This is a genomic window from Desulfoluna sp. HI9BLuna, from assembly GCF_056829775.1.
Map to the genome: position 1 here is coordinate 1,617,155 of NZ_CP186555.1, position 22,289 is coordinate 1,639,443.

Genomic DNA, 22,289 nt, shown 5'->3' on the forward strand with positions numbered 1-22,289 from the left:
TTTTGTGCACCCCCCCACACCTGATCGAACCCCTTGGCGATGAAATACACGAGGAAACCATGGAAAAAGAGACAACACTCGGCACCAGAACCCCTTATACAAGTAACCGAACACTTCTCCTATACTACCTTGCACCCTATGCCCTGTATGTCCTTATCCCCCTTGCAACGGATTCCCAGGAGATCATTTACGCTTTGAGGCTGCTCCTCGTCCCCCTGGCCCTGGTGGTATGCTGGAGACGATATGTCCCCTTAGCTGGGCCCAGATCCGTCGGCGGCTCCATTCTCTGGGGAGGCCTGGCAGGGCTTGTCGGATGCGCTCTCTGGGTAGCACTGACCCTGCCCCTTGCCCCCCAGGATATCCATGCACCCTGGACGCCCCGGGCTTTTTTTCTCCGACTTACAGCCGCCACCCTTCTGGTTCCCGTCTTTGAAGAGTTCCTTGTACGCGGCTACCTTTTTCGCCTGATTCTCCAGTGGCAAAAGGCAACAAAAAAGGGCTCTCACTCGCCCTTGAGTGAAGCCCTTGATGATTGTAACGTGGCCGAGATTGCCCCAGGTGACTGGAGCCCTTCGGCGATTTTTTTGTCTTCCCTTTTCTTTGCCCTGGGCCACCGCCCCTTTGAGTGGTCGGCAGCCATGGTCTACGGGGTTCTCCTGTCTGTTGTGTGGATCAGGAGAAAAGACATGATCTCCTTGGTATCAGCCCACGCCGTCACCAACGTATCCCTGGCCCTGTATGTCCGCCATTGGGGCCACTGGGCCCTCTGGTGACCAAATTCCCGGCCTCGTTGAGCTCCCATCGGGTGATGCCGTTGGGCAAATTCCTACGGGGCCGGGCACGGCAGCGTTTGCACATAATGGGGTTTGAGAGCGTACTTGACGGCAAAATAGTAATCCGTGTCTGGGTCATAGGATTGATAACACGCGTCCCCTTCTTCCAGTTCGTAGCGCTGGTTGTAGTGCGCCATGACCTCCGCCACATCCACCGTAAAGGTCTCGGACGACCCGGCCCTGGACGACGGCGACGGTTCCCCCGCCACATTGAGTGAGGCCCAGAAGTTATCGTACTCTGCCGGATCATACTCAAACGTTCTGGTCATCTGATCAAAGTGGAGACGTTCCACCATGGGGACCGGAGCGCACTTCACCTGATACGAAGCGATACCGTCTTTTGGGGTGACCCAGTTCAAGGTATAGCTGGAGCCCTGTCGCGTAATGTGGGACGAGTTTGAATTACCCATGTCCACGCACCCGTTTCCTGCAGGTTCAACATAGCCAACCGCCACGTCGCGATGGTAGTAAAAATCGATAAAGCGGGACATATACGGGGTGTACCCTCTGTCCCTGGACTGATGGGTCATCATATCCCCGATATGGGGTTGATACGCCGTTAAAAATGTCTCATCCCCTGTTTTTTCATATCCCAGGGACATCAAAAACGCCAACGGATATTCGGATGTGACCTCTTCGTCATAAAAATTGGTCTTATCAAGTGCAAAAAGATATGATTGGTAAACAAGATCCAACACCTCATCAAGGGAATGCCATGCCATGCCCAGCATAAAATCCTCGTAATCCTCGTAGTACAAAGGATCATCAAAAACTTCCGGCTGATAAAACCAAAGGCTATATGGAAAAATGTCGTTGGTCATAAACAGCTTGTTCCATCTTTCAAGCTTTGGTCTGCTTGCATCCCTCGACAGGTAGAAAAACCCTCTGTCCAAATCCCAGCCATCTTTCGTGTCATCATGGCTATCGGCTCTAAGCCTGAGAATCTGCTTGACCATCAGCCTGGCCCTTGACCTGTAATAGGACGGATCTTCCAGATATTGAGACAAGGCACCGAGCCGCCTGAGGGCACGGGACATGACCCTTGTCAGGGGCCTTGTAAACACCCCTTCGTAATAACTCCAGTTTGGAATGCTGGTACCCTGTCTGTATGCGGTATATTCAGCATATTCCTCCCATGCTTCCATCATGGATTCATCACCAGTCAAAAAATAACCGATGGGCACAGATATGTCATGGCTGTGCTCGTCGTCGAAAAACTTGGTATTAAAGGCCTCCGCCCCTTGATTTTCTGGATAGGTTTGATTGTTGTTAACCCAATACTTTACGCCGTCAATATAAAAGTTAAAATCATCGGAGAATGGCGTGGACCCAAACATCTTGTGGTGATCGCCGTTTAAGGCCGCCAGGAAAGCACCGCTTTTCCCGGACCTCAAAAAATGGATATACTTGCAAAGCTGAAGGTCGTACTGGTTCGGTCCGCTTCCCTTCCCCCAATAATAGTAACGCTGATAGGTATCAACATTTGAAATTTCGTAGTTTCCATGCCCAACGAGTGCGAAAAAATCACGAACTTCCTTATCGGTAGCCATCCGATCCTCACCGTAGATGGCTTTTGTCTTCAAGTATTGTGAAAAGTGAGCCCTACCAAAAAGAGGGTACTGAAGAGAATAAAACGAATATTTTGGTGATATTTCCGGTGTGGTAAAATCCAAAACCATTTGTCGCTTATCGTGGGCAAAAAAGGCAAATTTAAGATCTTTTTTTGAGTTATAAGGACTGTAGATATCCAGAGAAAGCAACCCTTCATCGGAGAGGGTGAATCCGGCGGGCCACATTCCATAGAGATTGCGAATACCGAAATTCACACGCTTCTCCCCCTTGGTCATCGCACCCCACCCCTCTGTATGGTCCTCATCATTGCCAAGGGTCTTGATGTGTTGAGAACCATTGACAACGGACAATCCGTTGTCCGGAGCCAAGCGTTCCTTAAGCGTATCGATCCCCCCCAAAAAGGTAAAATACTTGTAGTCACAGAACCCCTGATAAAGGTAGGCGGAGCCTTTTACGGTGCTGCGTGCCTCTTCTCCGGGCCCCATAGAAAAGATAAAATCCGGAGTGGCTAAAGTCGTTGGAATCTCTACCTGAACCGACTCTATAACTTTCATGGAGTACGATGCATAGGAGGCATTTTTAAGGATCAGGTCAAGTCGCGTCCGGCCGGTGCCCTTAAAAAAAAAGATCCGCATCGTATACCCAAACAGCCAGTCGCCGCTTTCATTTTTCAGATGACCGTCACACCTCACAACGGCTTTCACGGGGCCGTTCTCTTCTATTACAGCCGTGGACATGGAATCGCGATGGGAGGCATAGGTGCTGGTTCCGCTCCGGGCTGTGATGGCCCCAGTCCCCTTTACATAATCAAAGTCCCCGATCCGCACCGAGTCAAAGACATTGAAATGGGCTTTTTTTACCGTAAAGACGGCGGCTCCTGTATCCACCGTAATCGTTGCCCCTGTATCCCGAGCCAGGTTCGGCCCCTTGCTGTTGCCCGTCCCGTTTGTGAGGTGCAGCTGGATCATCCCCCCCCCCGACACGCTGGCAAGGGTATCTACTAACACCCATTGGATATTGCCGTTTTCGTATCGATGCAGGGGGCGAAACTGGTAATGAGAAGCTCCGGCAAGGCCGAGGCTCCCGATGTCCCTGATTGCGTCTGAGTCCATCAATGGTATGCCGAAGGAAACGACTTCATTTGCCCGGCCAAGACCTGTCACACCTTCAGGGAGCAACTCATGTACCATAACAGGAATGGGCTCGCGCATGCCTGCAAGGCACTCAAAAGAGCTACACAACAAAGCCAAAAGCAAAACAACACACCCATTCTTCGCAAACATACATCCCCCTGTTCTTAATGTTGCACAATGCAGGTTAACAGCATTGAGGGATAATTCCTTACGTTTAAAAATCCACTTCGCATTCGCCACCCCTATTCAATTGAGTACGCCAGAGAAGCAAAAAGTATGAAGCCAGCCAATAAGCCCTAATCTACAACCACATACCATGATTATGGTAGCGGACACGGCAATTCCTGCAGGTAATTCCGATTGAGCACGTACTTGATGGCAAAGTAGTAATCCGTGCCCGGATCATAGGATTGATAGCACGCGTCCCCTTCTGCCAGTTCGTAGCGCTGGTTGTATTGCGCCATGACCTCCGCCACATCCACCGTAAAGGCCTCGGACGACCCGGCCCTGGACGACGGCGACGGTTCCCCCGCCACATTGAGTGAGGCCCAAAAGTTATCGTACTCTGCCGGATCATACTCAAACGTTCTGGTCATCTGATCAAAATGGAGACGTTCCACCATGGGAACCGGAGCGCACTTCACCTGATACGAAGCGATACCGTCTTTTGGGGTGGTCCAGTTCAAGGTATAGCTGGAGCCCTGTCGCGTAATGTGGGGCGATCTTGAATTACCCATGTCCACGCACCCGTTTCCTGCAGGTTCAACATAGCCAACCGCCACGTCACGATGGTAGTAAAAATCGATAAAGCGGGACATATACGGGGTGTATCCCCTCTCCCTGGACTGATAGGTAATAAGACGCCCGATATGGGGCTGATACGCATTTAAAAAGGTCTCATCCCCTGTCTTTTCATACCCCAGGGACATCAGAAAGGTAAGGGGGTATTCGGCCGTAATCTCTTCATCATAGAAATTTGCCTTATCAAGGGCAAAGAGATACGGCTGATGGACCAGGTCCAACACCTCATCCAGGGAATGCCATGCCATGCCCAGCATATAATCTTCATAATCCTCGTAGTACAAGGGGTCATCAAAGGCCTCAGGCTGATAACACCACAGGCTGTTGGGGAAAATGTCGTTGGTCATAAACAGCTTGTTCCATCTTTCAAGCTTTGGCCGACTTCCATCCCTGGACAGATAGAAAAACCCCCTGTCCAAATCCCACCCATCTTTCATATCATCCTGCCTGTTGGATCGTAGCCTGTGAACCTGCCGGACCATCAACCTGGCCCTGGACCTGTAATAGGACGGATCTTTCAGGTATTGAGACAAGGCACCGAGCCGCCTGAGGGCACGGCACATAACCCTGGTCGTGGGCCGCGTAAACACCCCTTCATAATAGCTCCAGTTTGGAATACTGGTGCCCTGCCTGTAGGCTGTGTATTCGGCATGGTCTGCCCAGGCCGTCATCATGGATTCGTCACCCGTCAGGAAATACCCGATGGGTACAGAGATGTCGTGGCTGTGCTCATCGTCGAAGAACTTGGAGTTGAAGGCCTCTTTCCCCTGATTTTCAGGATAAGTTGCGTTGTTGTTGGTCCAGTAAGTGGGGCCGTCAATGTAAAAATTAAAATCATCGGAGTGGAGGGTGGAGCCGAACATTTTGTGATGGTCATCGTTTAAGGCAGCCAGAAACGCCCCCCCCTTCCCTGACCTCAAATAGTGGATGTACTTGCAGAGCTGGTGGTCATACTGGTTCGGTCCGCCCCCCATCCCCCAGGTGTAATAACGCCGAAGGGTATCGACATTTGAAATTTCGTAGTCCCCATGACCGACCAGGGCAAAAAAATCACGGACTTCCTTGTCGGTGGCCATGCGATCCTCACCGTAAATCGCTTTTGTCCTCACGTATTGAGAAAAATCAGCTCTGCCGAACAGGGGGTATTGCAGAGAATAAAACGAATGCCTTGGAGCGGTTTCCGGAGTGGTAAAATCCAGAACCATTTGTCGTTTGTCGTGTGCAAAAAAGGCGAATTTAATATCTTTTTTTGAATTATAAGGGCTATAGACATCGAGAGAAAGGGCCCCATCAGCAGATAGGGTAAACCCGGCAGGCCACATCCCGTAGAGGTTGCGGATTCCGAAATTGATGCGTCTGTTGCCCTTGGATACCGCTCCCCAACCTTCGGTATGGTCCGCTTCATTACCAAGGGTCTTGATGACCTGAGCCCCATTGACGACCGACAAGCCGTTATCAGGAACCAGCCGCTCCTTGAGCTTATCCACACCGCCCATATACTCAACGTACTTGTAATTACTGAACCCCTGATACAAGGTGGCGGAACCGTCTACGGAACCACCCGTCTCTTCATCGGCGCCTGTTGAAAAAATAAAGTCCGGTGAGGTGAGCGTCGTGGGAATCTCTACCTGCACCGACTCAAAAACTTTCATGGAGTACGATGCATAGGAGGCATTCTTGAGGATCATATCGAGGCGTGTACGCGCGGTCCCCCGATAAAAATAGATTCGCATCGTATACCCGAACAGCCAGTCGCCGCTTTCATCTTTCAGGTGGCCATCGCACCTTACCACGGCTTTCACGGGACCGTTTTCTTCGATTACGGCCGTGGACATGGGGTCGCGATGGGAGGCATAGGTCCTGGTTCCGCTCCGGGCTGTGATGGACCCAGTCCCCTTTACATAATCAAAGTCCCCGTTTCGCACCGAGTCAAAGACATTGAAATGGGCTTTTTTTACCGTAAAGACGGCGGCTCCCGTATCCACCGTGATCGTTGCCCCTGTATCCCGAGCCAGGTTCGGCCCCTTGCTGTTTCCCGTCCCGCTTGTGAGGTGCAGCTGGGTCATCTCTCCCCCCGATACGCTGGCAAGGGTATCAACTAACACCCACTGGATGTTCCCGCTTCCGTATCTGTGCAGGGGACGAAACTGATAATGGGAGGCCCCGGTAAGGCCAAGGGCCCCGATGTCTTTGATCGCGTCCGAATCCATGACCGGTATGCCAAAGGAGACAACGTCGTTTGCCCGGTCAAGTCCCGTCACACCTTCCGGAAGCAACTCATGGACCATTACGGGAATCGGCGTTTTTAACAAACCATACCCCTTAAGGGGCATGAGGCAAACAGCCAGAAAAAGAGGTACAATCCAGAATACTCGTGGGTGTTTCATCGCAACCGAGGCTCCCATGGGGGGGGCTTTTCTACGTTTATGGTTGACTGACTCTCAGCCCGGACATTCCATAAAAAAAGAAGCATTTCAAAAATGTAACATGCAATTTACTGTTTTTTGATCGATTTATTCACTTTCTGAGCAAGCCAAATCAAGACAAATCGATCTCCGTGGCCCTGGCACACATGAGCGACAGATCACGAAAAATATCTGATAAGTACCCATACCGACGGGATCCAATAATCTGCAGGAAAGGCACACTGAATCGCTTGTATTTCGGCACAAAGGCATCCAGCCTGGAGGAGGCCTTGCGGGGAGAGAACAGTGACAGGGAGTGCCCCAGGGCACGGCCCCGTGCTTTCTGCTCCCATTGATCCGAAAGCTCTTTTTCGAACCGGACATCGCAGGACACATGCCCCGGGTATGTTTGCCACGGGACGGCGGTAACGTGGGCAGGAAACAGCCGGAGCCATTCATGGTAGAACGTGTGGTAGAGGAAATCATCCACTGGTGCCCGGGCAATGAGGGCCAAAAAGTCGCTGTCAAAAAAGGGAAGCAGCATCTCTTTCTGGTACACATCGATATTATCGAAGTAGCCGTGCAGGTGACACCGCTGGTCATTTCTCATGAGAAAAACATAGAGTCGCCTGGACGGATCCACCTGTTTGAGCTCGCCAAACTCCCTGGAGACACTTTCGTACAAGGAGTTCTCAAAGGTTTTTTTATGCTTTTTACGCAATATGCCCAAGGGGAATTGCTTGCCTTGGAGATATGCCTCGATCCCTGCGGACTCATCCCGTTCCATCAGCGCATTTAAAGCGGAGTCGATATACACATGCCCCAGCCCCACGCTCCCTCCGTCACCGGAAAAAATGGCCGGCATTCTTTGAACCCCGCGTTCCCTCGCTTCTGCCTCGCCAATGGTGGAGGCCAGGAGCTTTTCCGTGCTGTCGACCCGTCCTTCCCGTTTTGTGGAGACATACCGATGCACCCGGGCAGCGGTTCCGTACATCTCGGCAAACACGTTGTCCTGATCACGTGCAGCGTAGCTGTTGATGGCGTAGACCTTTTTATTCAGCTCACTCAGCACAGCGACAATGCACCTGGAGTCCAGGCCGCCGCTCAAGAAGGCAAGGGCCTCGTCCCTGTGGACCGCTCGCTTTTTCACTGCCTCAAAAAAGGCATCGTACACCTCCTTCCGAAGCTGGCCGGCGTCCTTTTGGGTGATGGAAAGGTCCCCCCACTTAAAGTAGTGGTTCGTGGACCATGTATCGCCCTCGGCTTTGAGGTGCTCACCGTCTCTCAACACGCGAATGTCTTCATAGATGGTGTTGGCCCCAAGGGTGTAGCCCAGCGAACACTTTTCAATGCACTGCCTGAATTTCAGGACCTTGGGGATCTCTTCCAGCGCCTCCATCACCTTAAGGGAGCTTGAAAAGTAGAGCGTGCCATTGTGAGCGGCATAATAGAGAGGCCTCACACCAACTTTATCCGTGGCCAGGATCAGTGAGTGGTTCTCCCGGTTATAAGCGCACAATGAATAGGTCCCCGTGCACCCGTTGAGGACATCGATGCTCCCCTGTTGCAACCGATGGTGCAGTGCGCGCAATTGGGCGTATCGATCCGAAGATGTCCCGTGGTTTAAAAAGGGCTCGCCTGCCACTGCACACACGTCACCGGAGACATCTGCATGGTAGCCGCTGTCTGAAAACAGCCCGTAATCGACTTTCAGCAAACAAAACCGCTTAATTTCGTACGCGGTGGTGTTACGATTTTTCGCAGACAGCACCGACAACACAGTTTTTTTGAACGGCTCAAAAGAAACGTCACCGTGGCCAAAACGATACATACCGAACAATAAAGACATAGGGATCCTGTGATGAGCAACCGGTGCGGCCGTGTCTGCCGTCGGTTGTCTCGATGGAAAGAATGATTAATGAAAAAGCATGCGAGGGCTCAATAAAACGAGCATCTATGGAAGGGATATCATCACGTGGCCTTCAGCATGGCAAAAACGTCTGAAAACCAGGTCCGCTCAAACAAGTACAGCCACACCCCGTAAACAATCGCACCGATCCCGATGAGCAGCGCAACAGACAGATACGGATGAACGCCCCGGGCAAAACCGGAGAAGGCAACGGCCCCGTACATCAGGACACTGCCGCTCAACGGCACGCTGATTGCTCGAAGATACGCAGCAACCCGGATCTGGATCAGAGGCAGGGACAGCATGAGGACCACCAGCCAGCACATGGGATACATCACGACCCAGGCGTAGCAGACGCCCAGGACGCCTCCCCGGGTGGCTCCCACATAAAGGGACACCATCATCACCGCAAAGGTGATCATGATATTTCTCAGGGAGTACCCGGGATTACCGACGCCCTTCAGCAGGGGTGGAAGAAGCACCGAGAGCATCCTGAATGGCATGACAAGGCACAGCAGCTTAAAGGGCTCCACAACCGCGTCCCACCTGGGCCCCACACAAATGGAGATCACCTCCGGGGCAATGCTCGACAAGCCCCAGAAAACAGGAAACACAACCAGGCTTGAAAATTTCACCGTCCTTAAAAAATAGAAGGACACCTTCTCGAATTGGTTCTGGATCTTTGCATAGGCGGGAAAGGCGACTTGGGAGAGGATCGGGGAGATCTTATTGAGGAGAATGGAAGAGAGGTGCATGGCAACGGAGTAATACCCGAGGACCTCCTGCCCCAGGAGCTTTCCGATCAAGATCACGTCGAACTGGGTGTAGGTATACCACACGATTTTTTCAAAGGTGACATATCCGCTGAACGAGGCATAGGCCCCGATGGCACGAAACCGAAACACCGGCCGTTTCCGGATGGGGGACACAAAAAGATAGCCTACCATCTGAACACAGATCAGTACGTAACTTCCCGACACCAGAGCCCAGACCCCATGGCCAAGAAGCGCAGCAACCAACGTCGTGGCCCCGCTGGCCACACTTGCCAAAAAATCGATGATGGACTTCTGTTTGAAGAGGAGCTCTTTTTCGATAAGGGCCTTTGGAATGGTCAAAAAAGGGATCACCAGAAACTGAAAGGAGAGAGCGCGCACCACATGCACCAGGGCGTCGCTGTCGAAAAACAGCCCGATACACGGTGCCGAAAGGAACAACATGGCAAAAAGCATCGCCCCCACACAGATAACAAACCCGAAAATCTGTTGAATGGCTGAATCCTCAATTTCCCTGGCCTGAACAATGGAGGCCCCGAACCCAAGCTCACTGATGAGCTGCAAAAAACCCACAAAAATCCCGGCAGATGCCATCAACCCGTAATCCGAGGGCGACAGGAGCCTGATCACCAGAATGGTGACGGCCCAGGTAAACACCTGGCCCATGAATTTGCCGATGGTGAGCCATTTCAGTGAGTGGAGGACCTTGTTTTTCAAACTCATGTTTCGAAAAGTATCCTTGGGGTAGGTAATGAGGCAAGTCACCTCGGGCGATGCGATTCAAAACGCCGCAAGCATGCTCCGGTATGAGAGACAAAAAGGAGTGATTTGCGATGAAGCCGGGCCTTCCAAGCCCAAAATTCGCGTTGTTTTTTAAGCTTTGTCATTTATGGACAGGGTAACGAAGAAATGGTCTTTTCGTGGGCAACGGGAGCCACTTTGCTGTACTTTACGGCAAAATAGTAATCGATGGACGGGTCATACGAGCGGTAGGCAGGGTCGCCCTCAGACAGGCCATATCTGGTATTGTAAGCGCTGATGACCTGCGCAACATCCACAGAGACAGACTCGGCATCCCCCCTCTTCTGCTTCGGCACCGGTTCATTGTCCACGTTCAGTGCTGCCCAGTAGTTATCATACAAGTCCGGGTGATATTGGTAGGACCGGGCTACCTGATCGAAGTTAAGATTTTCCACCATGGGCACAGGAGCAACCTTGAGCTGGTACCCATGGATCCCGTCCAGTGGGGCGTTCCATGTAAGGCTGTACACGGAGCCGTGGCGCGAAACAGATGCCGCACTGGAGTTTCCCATATCCACACGCCCATTGCCTACAGGGTTCACATAGCCTGCGACTATGTCTCTATTGTAGTAATCATGAATGAATTTTGAAGAATAGGGAGAGTAGACCCGCTCTTCACTTTGCGTCACAAGCATCATCTTGTAATGGGACTTATACTGAACCAGAAAGGCATCGTTCCCCGTCATCTCGTACCCCAAGGCCATCAAAAACGAAAAGGGGTACTCCCCTCTATCATCCGACCCATTGACGGAATCCAGCGCAAGCATGTAGACTTGGTGCTCAAAGGGGATGATCTCTGTCAAGCAATGGTATGCCACCCCCAGGAGATAGTCCTGATAATCTTCGTACATCAAATCATCATCGAAATTTTCAGGACCATACGTCCAAAACGAGTTAGGAAAGATATCGTATGCCATGAACACCTTGTTACATCTCAAGCCTTCCGGACAGTTTCCGGCTTTGCTCATGTAAAAAAAACCACGATCCAGATCCCATCCATTCTGGTCGACGTCTAAAGGCGTTGCCCTCATACTCATGAAATTCCGAACAATACGATATATCTTCTCTCGCCACACATCCGTACTGGCATAGAGACCAAAGGCCCCGGCACGCCTGAGGGCTCTAGAAAATATGCGGGGATACCCCACATAGGTGGTCCCGTCGTAGTAACTGCCGACGGCGCCTTTGCCGGAACCCTGATCGTAAAGAGTATACTCTCCGTAATCTTTCCACGCTTCTATAAAAGACTCGTCACCTGTAAGGAAATACCCAAGGGGGACGGATATGTCATGAGAGTGCTCCCTGTCGAAGGGTTTATAATTAAAGGATAACTTCTCTTGTTCCGGCGGTATGACTGTATTCACGTTGGGAAAAAGTTCAGGCCCCTCAAGGTAAAAATCAAAATCATCCGAATGCCGTGTTGACCCGAACATCTTGTGGTGGTCCATGTTCTGGGCAGCCAAAAATGCACCCCCGTTGCCTGTCTGCAGGTAGTGAAGGTACTGGCACAAATTCACATCATACTGATTATCGCCTCCGGCCTGCCCCCAGACAAAATGCCTGCGCATGCTGTCCACATTGGAAATCTCATAGCTTTCCAGTCCGATCTCGGCCAGGAACCTCCTCGTCTCTTCATGGGTCGCCAGCCTCTTTTCGTAATAGACGGCACCGGTGTCCTTGTAATGCTGAAATGCCGCCCTCCCGGTGAGGGGGTATTGTATGGTGTAAAAGGTCTGCCTTGGTAAGGGGGCATCCTCCTTTTTCGTAAACTCCAGCACCACCTGCCGTTTGTCATGGGCAAAAAAAGCAAACCCGATATCGTCTTTTGAATTCCACGGGCTGAAAATATCAATGAACAGGTCACCGTCGTCCTCCATGGTAAACCCTGCGGGCCACATACCGTATAGGTTTCGAATCCCGACATTGATATGCTTTTCGACCGAGTACATGGCCCCGAAGCCTTCGCTGTGGTCGGCCTCCTCCCCCAATGAATACACCTCCGAATCCCCGTTGGCGACCTTAAGCCCCACATCCGGGACAAGACGCTGCTGAAGCATGGAGGCGCCCCCCAGGTACTGCACATACTTGTGGCTGCTGTAGCCCTGGTACAGGCAGGCGGTTCCGTCTATGGCGCCATGGGCTTCCGACCCGGGCCCGGTGGAAAAAAGATAGCTGGGGCCAGAGACCGTGGTGGGCAGCTCAATGCGAAGGGACTCGAAGATCTTTACCGAATAGGAGGCCATCTCGGCGTTTTTGATGATCAGGTCAAGCCGGACTCGGCCGGTGTTCTTGTAAAAATACATGCGCATGGTGTAGCCGAAAAGCCACGGCCCGCTTTCGGGCTTAAGATGCCCGTCACACCGGACAACCACCTTTACAGGGCCGTTCTCTTCGATCGCTGCCGAGGAATTGTTATCCAGGGCCGACGAGTAGCGGGTTGTTCCGCTGACGGCTGTGATCCCTCCAGTACCTCTTAAAAACGGGGTATCGCCCACAACGACAGAGTCAAACACATTGTAGTTCTTCTTCCTGATCACAAACCGGGCAGCGCCCGTATTCACCGTAATATGTTCAGGTCCATTCACTGCGAGGTGAGACCCTGCGCTGTTGCCGGAACCGTTGGTGAGCCAGATCGCCTTGCTCCCGCCTGCCTCAACAGACACCAACGTGTCCACAAGCACCCACTGAATGGTGCCGTCGGGGTACCTATGTAGCACCCGAAATTGATAGTCCGACGATCCGAGGAGACCCAATTCGTTTGTAGATTGAATCCCATCCGACGCTTTGAGGGGGATACCGAACGTTGCGACTTCATCGTCCCTCTTCACTCCAGCCACACTTTCGGGAAGAAGTTCGTTGACGGAAATCTTAACTTGAGTGTTAATACCGCACGTCCCATGTAAAGGCCCTACTCCAGCGATACCGCAGATAATGAAAAAATAAGTCAAGGCTCGCTTCGCTAACTCACACCGCAACGTATTGACCACCATGCCCCCCTCAAAGTTCAATCTAAATCTTGTAGTTCTTAGTTAAACAAATCTCTACCTCTGCTCTCTGTTGGCAATAGCAGACACAAATTATGTCGCATTTGAAAATCTCGTGAAGTGATATAGATCCAGCTGATACCTTAGCTAAAACACACAAAAACTAAAAGCGAGGTTCCCATGAGCACTAAGCGCAAAAGAAGAAGATATACCCATGAATTCAAGAAAGATGCAATCGCATCTTGTTGTTAAAATGAATACAGTTGCAAAGAAGCCACACGGCGCCTTGGAATAGGTTCTTCACATGTTATCCAGGTGGCTAAGAGAATCGAGAGACGACGAAGCGGCCCTTGGAGCAGGCAATCCCACAACCAGGCAACTAATGAAGGCCTTCTCTGTTGCCATGCTTTATAGGGTCATGGGCGCAAGCTGGAGCGGTTTTTACGACTATCTTAATCGCTTGCAAGCCCCAAGATCAGGCAGAAAAAGAGCTGGAGGATGCAACTCAACGCATTATTGACGATTCAGGCCATGCCTATGGCAACAGGCGTGTACGGAAAGAACTCATGAAAAAAGGCTAAAAAGTTGGTCGCTACAAGGTACGTGGGTTGATGAAGAGGCTTGGCTTGAAGCCAAAAATCGCCAAAAAATATCGTGTCGCAACCAACAGTAACCACAAATATTCTGTCGCAAATTACCTCCTTGACCGACAGTTCAATCCTTCGGATCATAATAAAGTATGGGCAACAGATATCACATATGTATGAACGCATGAGGGCTGGGCAACCTGGCCATTGTTATGGATCTTTATTCCCGACAAATAGTCGGCTGGAACATTGGGGCAAGAATGACAAAACGCCTTGTTCTTGATGCTCTTGATATGGCTGGGTGGAGACGGTGGCCTGTTTCTGGTTTACTCCACCACTCATACATAGGTTCTTAATATGCCGGCAGAAATATCAAAAAAGACTCGATAAATATCAAATGGTATGCAGCATGAGCTGAAAAGGCAATTGCTGGGATAATGCCCCTGTAGAGTGCTTTTTCCGCAGCCTTAAATCAGAACGGCTCAGCTTTTGCAGTTTTGGAGACTGTCAAATAAACTGTGTATCTGGCGTTTAAATCAAAGAGGGACTCTCCCCTCAAATACAATCGAAAAATAGTTGAGAGCAGCAGCCCAGTCCCTGATGGGGCGCGACCACTTCTCAGAAGCCTTTAATATCGCCAGATACAAAACCTTTCGCACTGAATCCTCTGTTGGAAAAGCTGCCCGTTTCTTTGTAATTTTCTTCAATGATGCGTTCAAAGATTCGATAGCATTTGTCGTATAAATGACTTTACGTATCGGTTCTGGGTAACGGAAGAACGGCGCTATATTTTCCCATTTAGAACGCCATATTTGGCCGATAATTGGGAACCTTTCTCCCCACTCTTGCTCAAATTGATCCAAAGCTCTCAAACCAGCTTCTTCTGTGGGTGCAGTGTAGATTTCCTTTAAACTCTTTACGACGTTCTTTCGCTCTTTCCAACCAACGTATCTCAAAGAATTACGCACCATATGAACGATACAGAGCTGGACTTCCGTCTGAGGAAAGACGTTCCCAATGGCTTCAGGAAAGCCCTTTAAGCCGTCAACACAAGCGACCAAAATATCTTTTACCCCTCGGCTTTGAAGCTCAGTGAGGATGCCAAGCCAAAATTTTGCACCCTCAGCCTCTCCAATCCAGAGGCCAAGAAGCTCTTTGTTACCTTCAAGGTTTACACCCAATGCCAGATAAACAGCTCGATTTTCAACATGGCTGCCTTTACGAATTTTTAGATATATTGCATCCAGGTAAACGATGGGGTAGACCGTATCCAACGGACGAGACTGCCACTGGCGAACATCATCTATGACGCTGTCGGTCACATTGCTGATCAGTGTCGGGGATACTTCAACACTATAGAGATCTTTGAGATGGCCCTGGATCTCTCTCACTGTCATTCCGCGAGCATATAGTGCAATGACCTTGTCATCAAACCCTGGAAGCCTTTTTTGGCGCTTTCTGACTAACTGAGGTTCGAAATCACCATCTCGATCCCTGGGAACCTCAATATCAAGTGAACCTCGATTCGTTACAATTGTCTTTTTTGTATTGCCATTACGGACGTTTGTCGAGCGACTCTTTTGGCGTTCATTCTTCTGGTAGCCGAGATGATCGGTCAGCTCGCCTTCCAAGGCGCGTTCCACAAGGCGTTTGGTTAAATTCTCAAGAAGTCCATCTTTATTAAATAGTTCTTTAGGGTCTTCATCTTTGAGCAGCTCATCTAAAAGTGCATCTATACGACTCTGCTTTTTGGCCATGGTGACATTCTCCTTTCAGGAGGTTAATACCACAGCCAGATACACAGATAAATTTACACTCTCCAGTTTTGAAAAAAGAAACCAGGCAAGATTGGAAGTCCTCGACTACACTGCTCCTTATAATTCAAGCCAGTTACACTCAACATTGAGTTACGTTAGCCCAATAGAATTCGAGGCATAATTTGAGAATCCTTTTATTGTTGACTACTATAAGTTCTTGTGGATGCTTCTTTCGTACTGAGGTCATGTTCATAGGTACCTTGCTAATATTTTTTACATGTCTTTGCAAGGTGGCCGAGCTCTTTCCGATGTTAATTAAGATAGTTTCCGAATGAGTCCTCTAACATAACACAACTCCTGCTTATGCTGTCATAAATGAGATTTTTTTTTGCGTTCATTATTTCCGAAATAAGTCATAAAAAAGTTATGTCTTAAATCGAGTGTACTGAAAGCGAAAAAAGAATACGCCGCGTAGAATTCGAAAATTTCGTCATCCATTTGCGTATAATACCCCCAGGCACTATAAGGGTGAAATCCCAATGTCCCAAAACGAATCCCAATAAAACACCAAACAAAAAGGCCTATCAAATAGACTTGGGAGGCATATCCTCCCAACACGGGCATGTGATAATAATTATAATACGATGCAACACTACTATTTCGGTTTAAAGCAAATGGAATAACGATAAAAAAAAGAACAGTCCATACGAAAAAGCCATTACTAAAAACACTAATAGAACCAATGTCGTGAAAATTAATTTCATTTTGCAAATTGATTGAGGATACAAACTCTGGGGTTTGAACATCAAAAACTCGTTGCCCCCAACTTATTTCCTCTCCCCCACACACAAGAAAAAAAACAATCATGGAAACATAGACAAAAATTGATACTTTTTTTGAAATCCCTCTGTTCCGAGAACGCATTTTGTGGTGAGCTATGAGCGATAAAGTCAACATCACGGCCGAAATACCCCATAAAAATGCAGACCACCACTCGATAATGCCATCTTCTCTGATAATCATTTCATAAATCCCCCTATCCGCAACACTAAAAAATATCAAACATCCCCCCAAGACAAATGCACCACAGGAAAAAACAAATCCAAATTGACTTTTCGTAGATTTACAATCGTCATTACAGTCAGTTCTAACAAAAGATCTCACTCTCTCATAGTCCCTTACAATGAGTCCATAAGCGTATTCCATTTTGGGCAAACAAAAAAAAACGGCAAAAAACGCCCCAATAGAAAGAAAAGATAAAAACCGAAAAAAATTTCTTTTCGCTTCAATCAGATTTGCGATACTAAAATTTAAATCTTCTATCAGACCAAAAAATGATAAAAACAGATAAGCAGCGAAAAATAAATTAGCGCCAAACCAAACGAACAAAGATCTTTTCAACCAAAGCCTGTGCAAATTACTCGTCATATCTCCACCTAATCCGAAAGTTAATGTGACTTTAGTGCTCAAACAATATCTGAAGTGGTATACATCCTGCGGACACCTTGCTAATACACACCAAAAACTAAAAGCGAGGTTTCAATGAGCACCAAAAGTAGAAGAAGAAGGTATACCCCTGAATTCAACATAGATGCAATCGACCTTGTTGTTAATAATCAATATATTGCAATGAAGCCGCACGGTGCCTCGAAATAGGTTCTTCGATGTTAGTCAGGTGGTTACGAGAATCGAGAAACGACGAAGCGGCCCTTGAAGCTGGCAATCCCACAACCAAACAATTGAAAGATGAAATCCGTCTTCTGAAGGTCGAGAATAAACGCCTTGAAATGGAACGTGAAATCCTAAAAAGAGCAGCGGCCTTCTTTGCAGAAAAAGTGAATTGAAATTCGACTTCATCCGGCAAGAAATGAAGGCATTCCCTGTTGCCATGCTTTGTCGGGGCATAGGCGCATTTTACGACTATCTCAAGCGCTCGCATAGGCCTCCAGATCAGACAGAAAAAGATCTGGAGGATGCAACCCAACGCACTTTTTGCGATTCAGGTCATACCTATGGCAACAGGCGTGCACGGAAAGAACTCCTGAAAAAAGGCTACAAAGTTGTTAGCTACAAGGTACGTGGGCTAATGAAGAGGCTTAGTTTAAAGCCAAAAATCCAAAAAAAATATCTAATCGCAACCAACAGTAACCACAAATATCCTGTCGCAAAGAATCTCCTTGACCGATAGTTCAATCCTTCAGGTCATAATAAAAATATGGGCAACAGATATCACATATGTATGGACGATTGAGGGCTGGGCACTCCGATCCATTGTTATGGATCTTTATTCCCGACAAATAGCCGGCTGGAACATTGAGGCAAGAATGACAAAACGCCTTGTTGTTGATGCCTTTGATATGGCTTGGTTGAGACTGCAGCCTGTTTCTGGTTTGCTCCACCACTCAGACAAAGGTTCTCAATATGCCTTCATGAAATAACAAAAAAGGATCGATTAATATCAAATGGTATGCAGCATGGGCCGAAAGGGCAATTGCTTGGATAATGCCCCTGTAAATCGCTTCTTCCGCAGCCTTAGATCAGAACGGCTCAGTTTTTGCTGTTTTAAAACAAGAATCCAGGCAAGATTGCCCCCCCCACTACATTATTTACCATAATTCAAGCCATTTACACCCAACACTGGGTTACGTAAGCCCAATGGAGTTCGAGGCGGAGCCTTTAAAGCTTGCCGCTTAATTTGAGTGTCCGTTTTTTGTTGACCACTATATTTTCAAACATCTGCCGTCTACGGACAGGGAAGCAGTGAAACATTTTTTTTGTAGGTCAAAGGATTTATTCTATGATATTTTATTGCGAAATAGTAATCTATATCTGGGTCATATGTGACGTGCGCAGGATCTTCCTCAGATAGACCATATCTATCGTTGTACGCGCTGATGACCTGTGCAACATCCACAGTTATACATTCAGCATCTCCCCTCTTCTGTTTTGGAGCAGGCTCATTGCTCACATTCATTGCTGCCCAATAGTTATCATATGTATTCGGGTCGTAAAGGTAAGTTCGGGTCGACTGATTGAAATCGAGATTCTCCACCATCGGCACCGGAGCAACCTTGAGTTGATACCCACGGATACCTTCCAAAGGAACTCTCCAGGTAATGGTATACAAGGAGCCATTGCGCTCAATATTTGGGGCACTGGAATTCCCCATATCTACACGGCCGTTGCCGACAGGGGACACATAGCCTACGACTACGTTTCGATTGTAGTAATCATGTATAAACTTTGACGAATAGGGCGAATAAACTCGTTCTTTGCTTTGAGCAGTCAGCATCGCCTTATAGTGGGATTTGTATTGAACCAAAAAGGAATCATTCCCTGTCATTTCGTACCCTAAAGCCATCAGGAACGAAAGGGGGTATTCCCCCTTTTCTGCAGACCCATTGGCACTATCCAAAAAAATTTCATACGTGGGGTGCTCTAAGGGGATTATCTCCTTTAGGCAGTGGTAGGCGGTCCCCAGAAGATAATCCCGAAAGTCTTCGTACATCAAGGGATTATCAAAATTTTCGTTTGAATAGCACCAGAGTGAGTTGGGAAAAATATCGTATACCATGAACAGCTTGTTGCACCTTATGCCTTCTGGGCAGACTGCGGATTCACTCATATAAAAAAAACCTCGTTCCAAGTCCCATCCGTCCTGATGATCATCCAGCTGTGTTGCTCTCATCCCCATAAAATTGCCGACCATAAGCCGCATCTTCTCTCGCCAAACCTCATCACCAGAGTAAAAGCCAAAGGCCCCGGCTCGCCTGAGCGCCCTTGAAAAACTTCGGGGAAATCCAACGTAGGTAGTCCCGTCGTAATAACTCCCGACGATTCCTTTGCCGGAACCCTGATCGTAGAGTGTATACTCTCCGTGATCTTTCCACGCTTCCATGAAAGATTCATCCCCGGTCAGAAAATAGCTAATGGGAACTGAAATATCGTGGGCATGCTCCCTGTCGAAAAATTTATAATTGAAGGTTAGTTTTTCCTGATTCGGTGGATTTATTGCATTCACGCTGGAAAAAAGTTCGGGTCCTTCAGCATACACGTCAAAATCATCTGAGTGCCGTGTAGATCCAAACATTTTGAGATGATCCATATTCTGGGCAGCCAAAAACGCCCCCCCGTTACCGGTCTGCAGATAGTGAAGGTATTGACATAAGCTCATATCATACTGATTGGGCCCCCCACCCTGTCTCCAACCATAATATCTGCGCATGCTGTCCACATTGGAAATCTCATAATTTTCCAGCCCGATCTCGGCCAAAAACTTACGAGTCTCTTTATGTGTCGCTAGCCTCTTTTCGTAATAAACGGCCCCGGTATCTTTGTAATGTTCAAACTCAGCCCTCCCGGTTAGGGGGTACTGTATGACATAAAAAGTCTGTCTCGGTGATGGGGCCTTCCGCTTTTCCGAAAACTCTAACATAACCTGTCGCTTGTCATGGGCAAAAAAAGCAAATCCGATATCATCTTTTGAGTTCCAAGGGCTAAAGATATCAATAAACAGATCACCGTTATCCTCCATCGTGAACCCCGCTGGCCACATGCCGTAAAGGTTTCTTATCCCGAGATTAACCTGTTTTTCTGCTGAATAAATAGCCCCGAATCCTTCACTGTGATGGGTCTCATCGCCCAGAGCATGGATCACCGCTCCTCCGTTTGCAATCTTCAGCCCCACATCAGGCACCAAGCGCTCGCGAAGTATAGAGGAATTACCCAAATACTGTAGATACTTATAACTACTATACCCCTGATATAGGTATGCAGTTCCGCTTATAGGGCCATGAGTTTCCGTACCCAGCCCGGAGGAGAAAAGATAATCGGGATCAGAGACCATGGTTGGCAACTTAATACGAATAGACTTGAAGATCTTTATTGAGTAGGAGGCCATCTCGGCGTTTTTAATAATCAGGTCAAGCCGGGTGCGCCCGGAGTCCTTGTAAAAATACATTCGCATGGTGTAGCCGAAAAGCCACGGTCCGCTTTCGGGCTTAAGATGCCCGTCACACCGGACAACGGCCTTCACAGGGCCGTTCTCTTCGATCACTGCCGTGGAATCGTTATCCAGGGCCGACGAGTAGCGGGTTGCTCCGCTGACGGCCGTAATCCCTCCTGTATCCCGTAAAAAGGGAGTATCGTCCACCACAACGGAGTCAAACACATTGTAATTCTTCTTCCGGATCACAAACCGGGCAGCGCCCGTATTCACCATAATATGCTCAGGTCCGTCCACTGCAAGGAGAGAACCTGAACTGTTGCCGGACCCGTTGGTGAGCCAGATCGTCTTGCTCCCGCCTGCCTCAATCGACACCAACGTGTCCACAAGCACCCACTGGATGGTGCCGTCGGGGTACCTGTGAAGTTCTCGGAACTGATAGTCCGACGAACCGACCAGGCCCAATTCACTGACGGATCGAATCCCATCAGATGCTTTCAGGGGGATGCCGAAGGATGCGACCTCACCGGCCCTCTTTCCCCCTGTCACTCCTTCGGGAAGGAGTTCATGGACAAAGATCTTAACTGCCGAGTCGATACCGCACATCCCATGCATAGGGATCACGCCACCGATACAAGACACCATGAAAAAGTAACACAAGGCACGTTTGACTAATTCACACCGCAACGTATTTACCACCATGCACACCTAAAAATTTGATAAACATTAGAAAGAGGAAAAAATCGACTTGCATGCAACCACGCCAAACATGTACCTGGTTTACCCGATCAAAAGAGATCACAAATCAATTCCATACAAACCCGACAAGTATTTTACTGATTCGCAGCCCATCTAATCAAAGCATCTCGTGGCCATACCATCAGATAAGATTTCGGTGTGTACTTTCCTTCATTGTACAAATCGACCCTTTTCTTAGACGTAGAAAAGGCATTTCCGGTTCGATCCCGTCCTAAATAAAACCGAAACGCGCCATTATCCATCGGTATGGACTGTAAGTATGTCAGATGGGGGCTGACTCCAACCAGCTGAGGATCATAAAACCAGCTACCGCCAAAGATCCCCTTGATATGCTTATTGACCCTCAGCATCGCCGCGATACGTAAAAAACAATCAATCCAGCCTTGATTATTAAACTGGTCCAAATCCGGAACGTGTGTATGAATTTGATAATATCCCGTACGGCCACCACAATGAGTAATTAGTTTCAGAAAGCTAAGCACCTGAAAAGGATTCAATGAAAGGCCCTGCATCAAACCGAACCCCGAATATGCCTCGACTATTTGAGCACCGGCGGGAAACACCTTCTGCCTCGCGATGGCGAGATCTTTCCAGTACACGTCGTCACTATGGCACATCCAGCCCTCTTGACTCTGACACATACCTAAAAAACGTCGAGCACTTTTCATAAACTGTTGCTTGATGCTGTTCGGATATTTCTCAGACAATAAATCATCCCAATTTGCCAACAATGATTGGAGAATCATCACTTTCCGAATAGGTTCCAACGCTTCCACGCCAATGCTACTTTTTACTTTTTCAAATAAAGCCACAAGAGACTCTGGTTTAAACGACCTGACTGCATAAAGCTGCTCTTCCGGTTTTTTTGAGACGGTATACTTAATGAGATGTGGTTCACATTCTTCTTTCAAAACACTCAATGTATCCGTATATGCATCTATACATTCCATACCATTGGAAGCCCTTTCGACACATCGTGTCCACAGCCTATTCCTTCACACTTAAACTTTTTAGCAGCTAAGAAAGTTCT

13 protein-coding genes are annotated in these 22,289 nt (G+C 48.6%); 4 read left to right on the top strand and 9 right to left on the bottom strand.

The window, feature by feature from the left end:
* Window positions 1-59 precede the first annotated feature (59 nt).
* Entirely contained in the window at window positions 60-773 is a 714-nt protein-coding gene (locus ACOYW0_RS06355) for a CPBP family glutamic-type intramembrane protease (protein WP_482417710.1), read from the top strand.
* Window positions 774-826: 53 nt separating this feature from the next.
* Here the strand turns inward: ACOYW0_RS06355 and ACOYW0_RS06360 are convergent, their stop codons facing one another.
* The 7 genes from ACOYW0_RS06360 to ACOYW0_RS06390 form a co-directional block, all read right to left on the bottom strand.
* Entirely contained in the window at window positions 827-3,688 is a 2,862-nt protein-coding gene (locus ACOYW0_RS06360) for an exo-rhamnogalacturonan lyase family protein (protein ID WP_482417711.1), read from the bottom strand.
* A gap of 170 nt (window positions 3,689-3,858) precedes the next feature.
* Window positions 3,859-6,600, bottom strand: a complete 2,742-nt coding sequence (locus ACOYW0_RS06365) for an exo-rhamnogalacturonan lyase family protein (protein ID WP_482417712.1) — start codon at window positions 6,598-6,600, stop codon at window positions 3,859-3,861.
* Between the two features lie 277 nt (window positions 6,601-6,877).
* A complete protein-coding gene (locus ACOYW0_RS06370) occupies window positions 6,878-8,461 on the bottom strand; it encodes an asparagine synthase-related protein (protein ID WP_482417713.1) in 1,584 nt (527 codons plus the stop codon).
* Between the two features lie 254 nt (window positions 8,462-8,715).
* The gene (locus tag ACOYW0_RS06375; RefSeq protein ID WP_482417714.1) at window positions 8,716-10,149 is read right to left on the bottom strand and encodes a lipopolysaccharide biosynthesis protein; all 1,434 of its coding nucleotides are present in this window, start codon (window positions 10,147-10,149) and stop codon (window positions 8,716-8,718) included.
* Between the two features lie 164 nt (window positions 10,150-10,313).
* Entirely contained in the window at window positions 10,314-13,175 is a 2,862-nt protein-coding gene (locus ACOYW0_RS06380) for an exo-rhamnogalacturonan lyase family protein (RefSeq protein ID WP_482417715.1), read from the bottom strand.
* Window positions 13,176-14,334: 1,159 nt separating this feature from the next.
* Window positions 14,335-15,555, bottom strand: a complete 1,221-nt coding sequence (locus ACOYW0_RS06385; RefSeq protein WP_482415925.1) for an IS256 family transposase — start codon at window positions 15,553-15,555, stop codon at window positions 14,335-14,337.
* Window positions 15,556-15,924: 369 nt separating this feature from the next.
* Complete coding sequence (locus tag ACOYW0_RS06390; protein ID WP_482417716.1) at window positions 15,925-16,983, bottom strand: hypothetical protein; 1,059 nt, start codon at window positions 16,981-16,983, stop codon at window positions 15,925-15,927.
* A gap of 236 nt (window positions 16,984-17,219) precedes the next feature.
* Here ACOYW0_RS06390 and ACOYW0_RS06395 point away from each other — a divergent pair, with 236 nt between their 5' ends.
* The 3 genes from ACOYW0_RS06395 to ACOYW0_RS06405 are packed head-to-tail and all read left to right on the top strand — an operon-like array spanning window position 17,220 to window position 17,993.
* Entirely contained in the window at window positions 17,220-17,399 is a 180-nt protein-coding gene (locus tag ACOYW0_RS06395; protein WP_482417717.1) for a transposase, read from the top strand.
* A 44-nt stretch (window positions 17,400-17,443) separates the two neighbouring features.
* Window positions 17,444-17,743 carry an IS3 family transposase gene (locus tag ACOYW0_RS06400; RefSeq protein ID WP_482418818.1) on the top strand — a complete coding sequence of 100 codons (300 nt, stop codon included), beginning with the start codon at window positions 17,444-17,446 and terminating at the stop codon, window positions 17,741-17,743.
* The gene (locus ACOYW0_RS06405) at window positions 17,733-17,993 is read left to right on the top strand and encodes a DDE-type integrase/transposase/recombinase (RefSeq protein ID WP_482417718.1); all 261 of its coding nucleotides are present in this window, start codon (window positions 17,733-17,735) and stop codon (window positions 17,991-17,993) included. Before ACOYW0_RS06400 ends, ACOYW0_RS06405 begins: the two co-directional genes overlap by 11 nt.
* Window positions 17,994-18,298: 305 nt before the next feature.
* On the opposite strand, the gene ACOYW0_RS06410 is transcribed toward ACOYW0_RS06405, so the two are convergent.
* Window positions 18,299-21,115, bottom strand: coding sequence for an exo-rhamnogalacturonan lyase family protein (locus tag ACOYW0_RS06410; RefSeq protein ID WP_482417719.1), 2,817 nt, complete (start codon window positions 21,113-21,115; stop codon window positions 18,299-18,301).
* A gap of 218 nt (window positions 21,116-21,333) precedes the next feature.
* Window positions 21,334-22,209: a hypothetical protein gene (locus tag ACOYW0_RS06415; RefSeq protein WP_482417720.1), complete on the bottom strand. Its 876-nt coding sequence runs from the start codon at window positions 22,207-22,209 to the stop codon at window positions 21,334-21,336.
* Window positions 22,210-22,289 lie beyond the last annotated feature (80 nt).

What these genes read in the sequence shown, in the direction of transcription:
- ACOYW0_RS06355 (WP_482417710.1), top strand. Translation starts at nt 60, where the DNA reads ATGGAAAAAGAGACAACACTCGGCACCAGAACCCCTTATACAAGTAAC.
- ACOYW0_RS06360 (WP_482417711.1), bottom strand. Translation starts at nt 3,688, where the DNA reads ATGTTTGCGAAGAATGGGTGTGTTGTTTTGCTTTTGGCTTTGTTGTGT.
- ACOYW0_RS06375 (WP_482417714.1), bottom strand. Translation starts at nt 10,149, where the DNA reads ATGAGTTTGAAAAACAAGGTCCTCCACTCACTGAAATGGCTCACCATC.
- ACOYW0_RS06385 (WP_482415925.1), bottom strand. Translation starts at nt 15,555, where the DNA reads ATGGCCAAAAAGCAGAGTCGTATAGATGCACTTTTAGATGAGCTGCTC.
- ACOYW0_RS06390 (WP_482417716.1), bottom strand. Translation starts at nt 16,983, where the DNA reads ATGACGAGTAATTTGCACAGGCTTTGGTTGAAAAGATCTTTGTTCGTT.
- ACOYW0_RS06395 (WP_482417717.1), top strand. Translation starts at nt 17,220, where the DNA reads ATGTTAGTCAGGTGGTTACGAGAATCGAGAAACGACGAAGCGGCCCTT.
- ACOYW0_RS06400 (WP_482418818.1), top strand. Translation starts at nt 17,444, where the DNA reads ATGCTTTGTCGGGGCATAGGCGCATTTTACGACTATCTCAAGCGCTCG.
- ACOYW0_RS06410 (WP_482417719.1), bottom strand. Translation starts at nt 21,115, where the DNA reads ATGCATGGGATGTGCGGTATCGACTCGGCAGTTAAGATCTTTGTCCAT.
- ACOYW0_RS06415 (WP_482417720.1), bottom strand. Translation starts at nt 22,209, where the DNA reads ATGGAATGTATAGATGCATATACGGATACATTGAGTGTTTTGAAAGAA.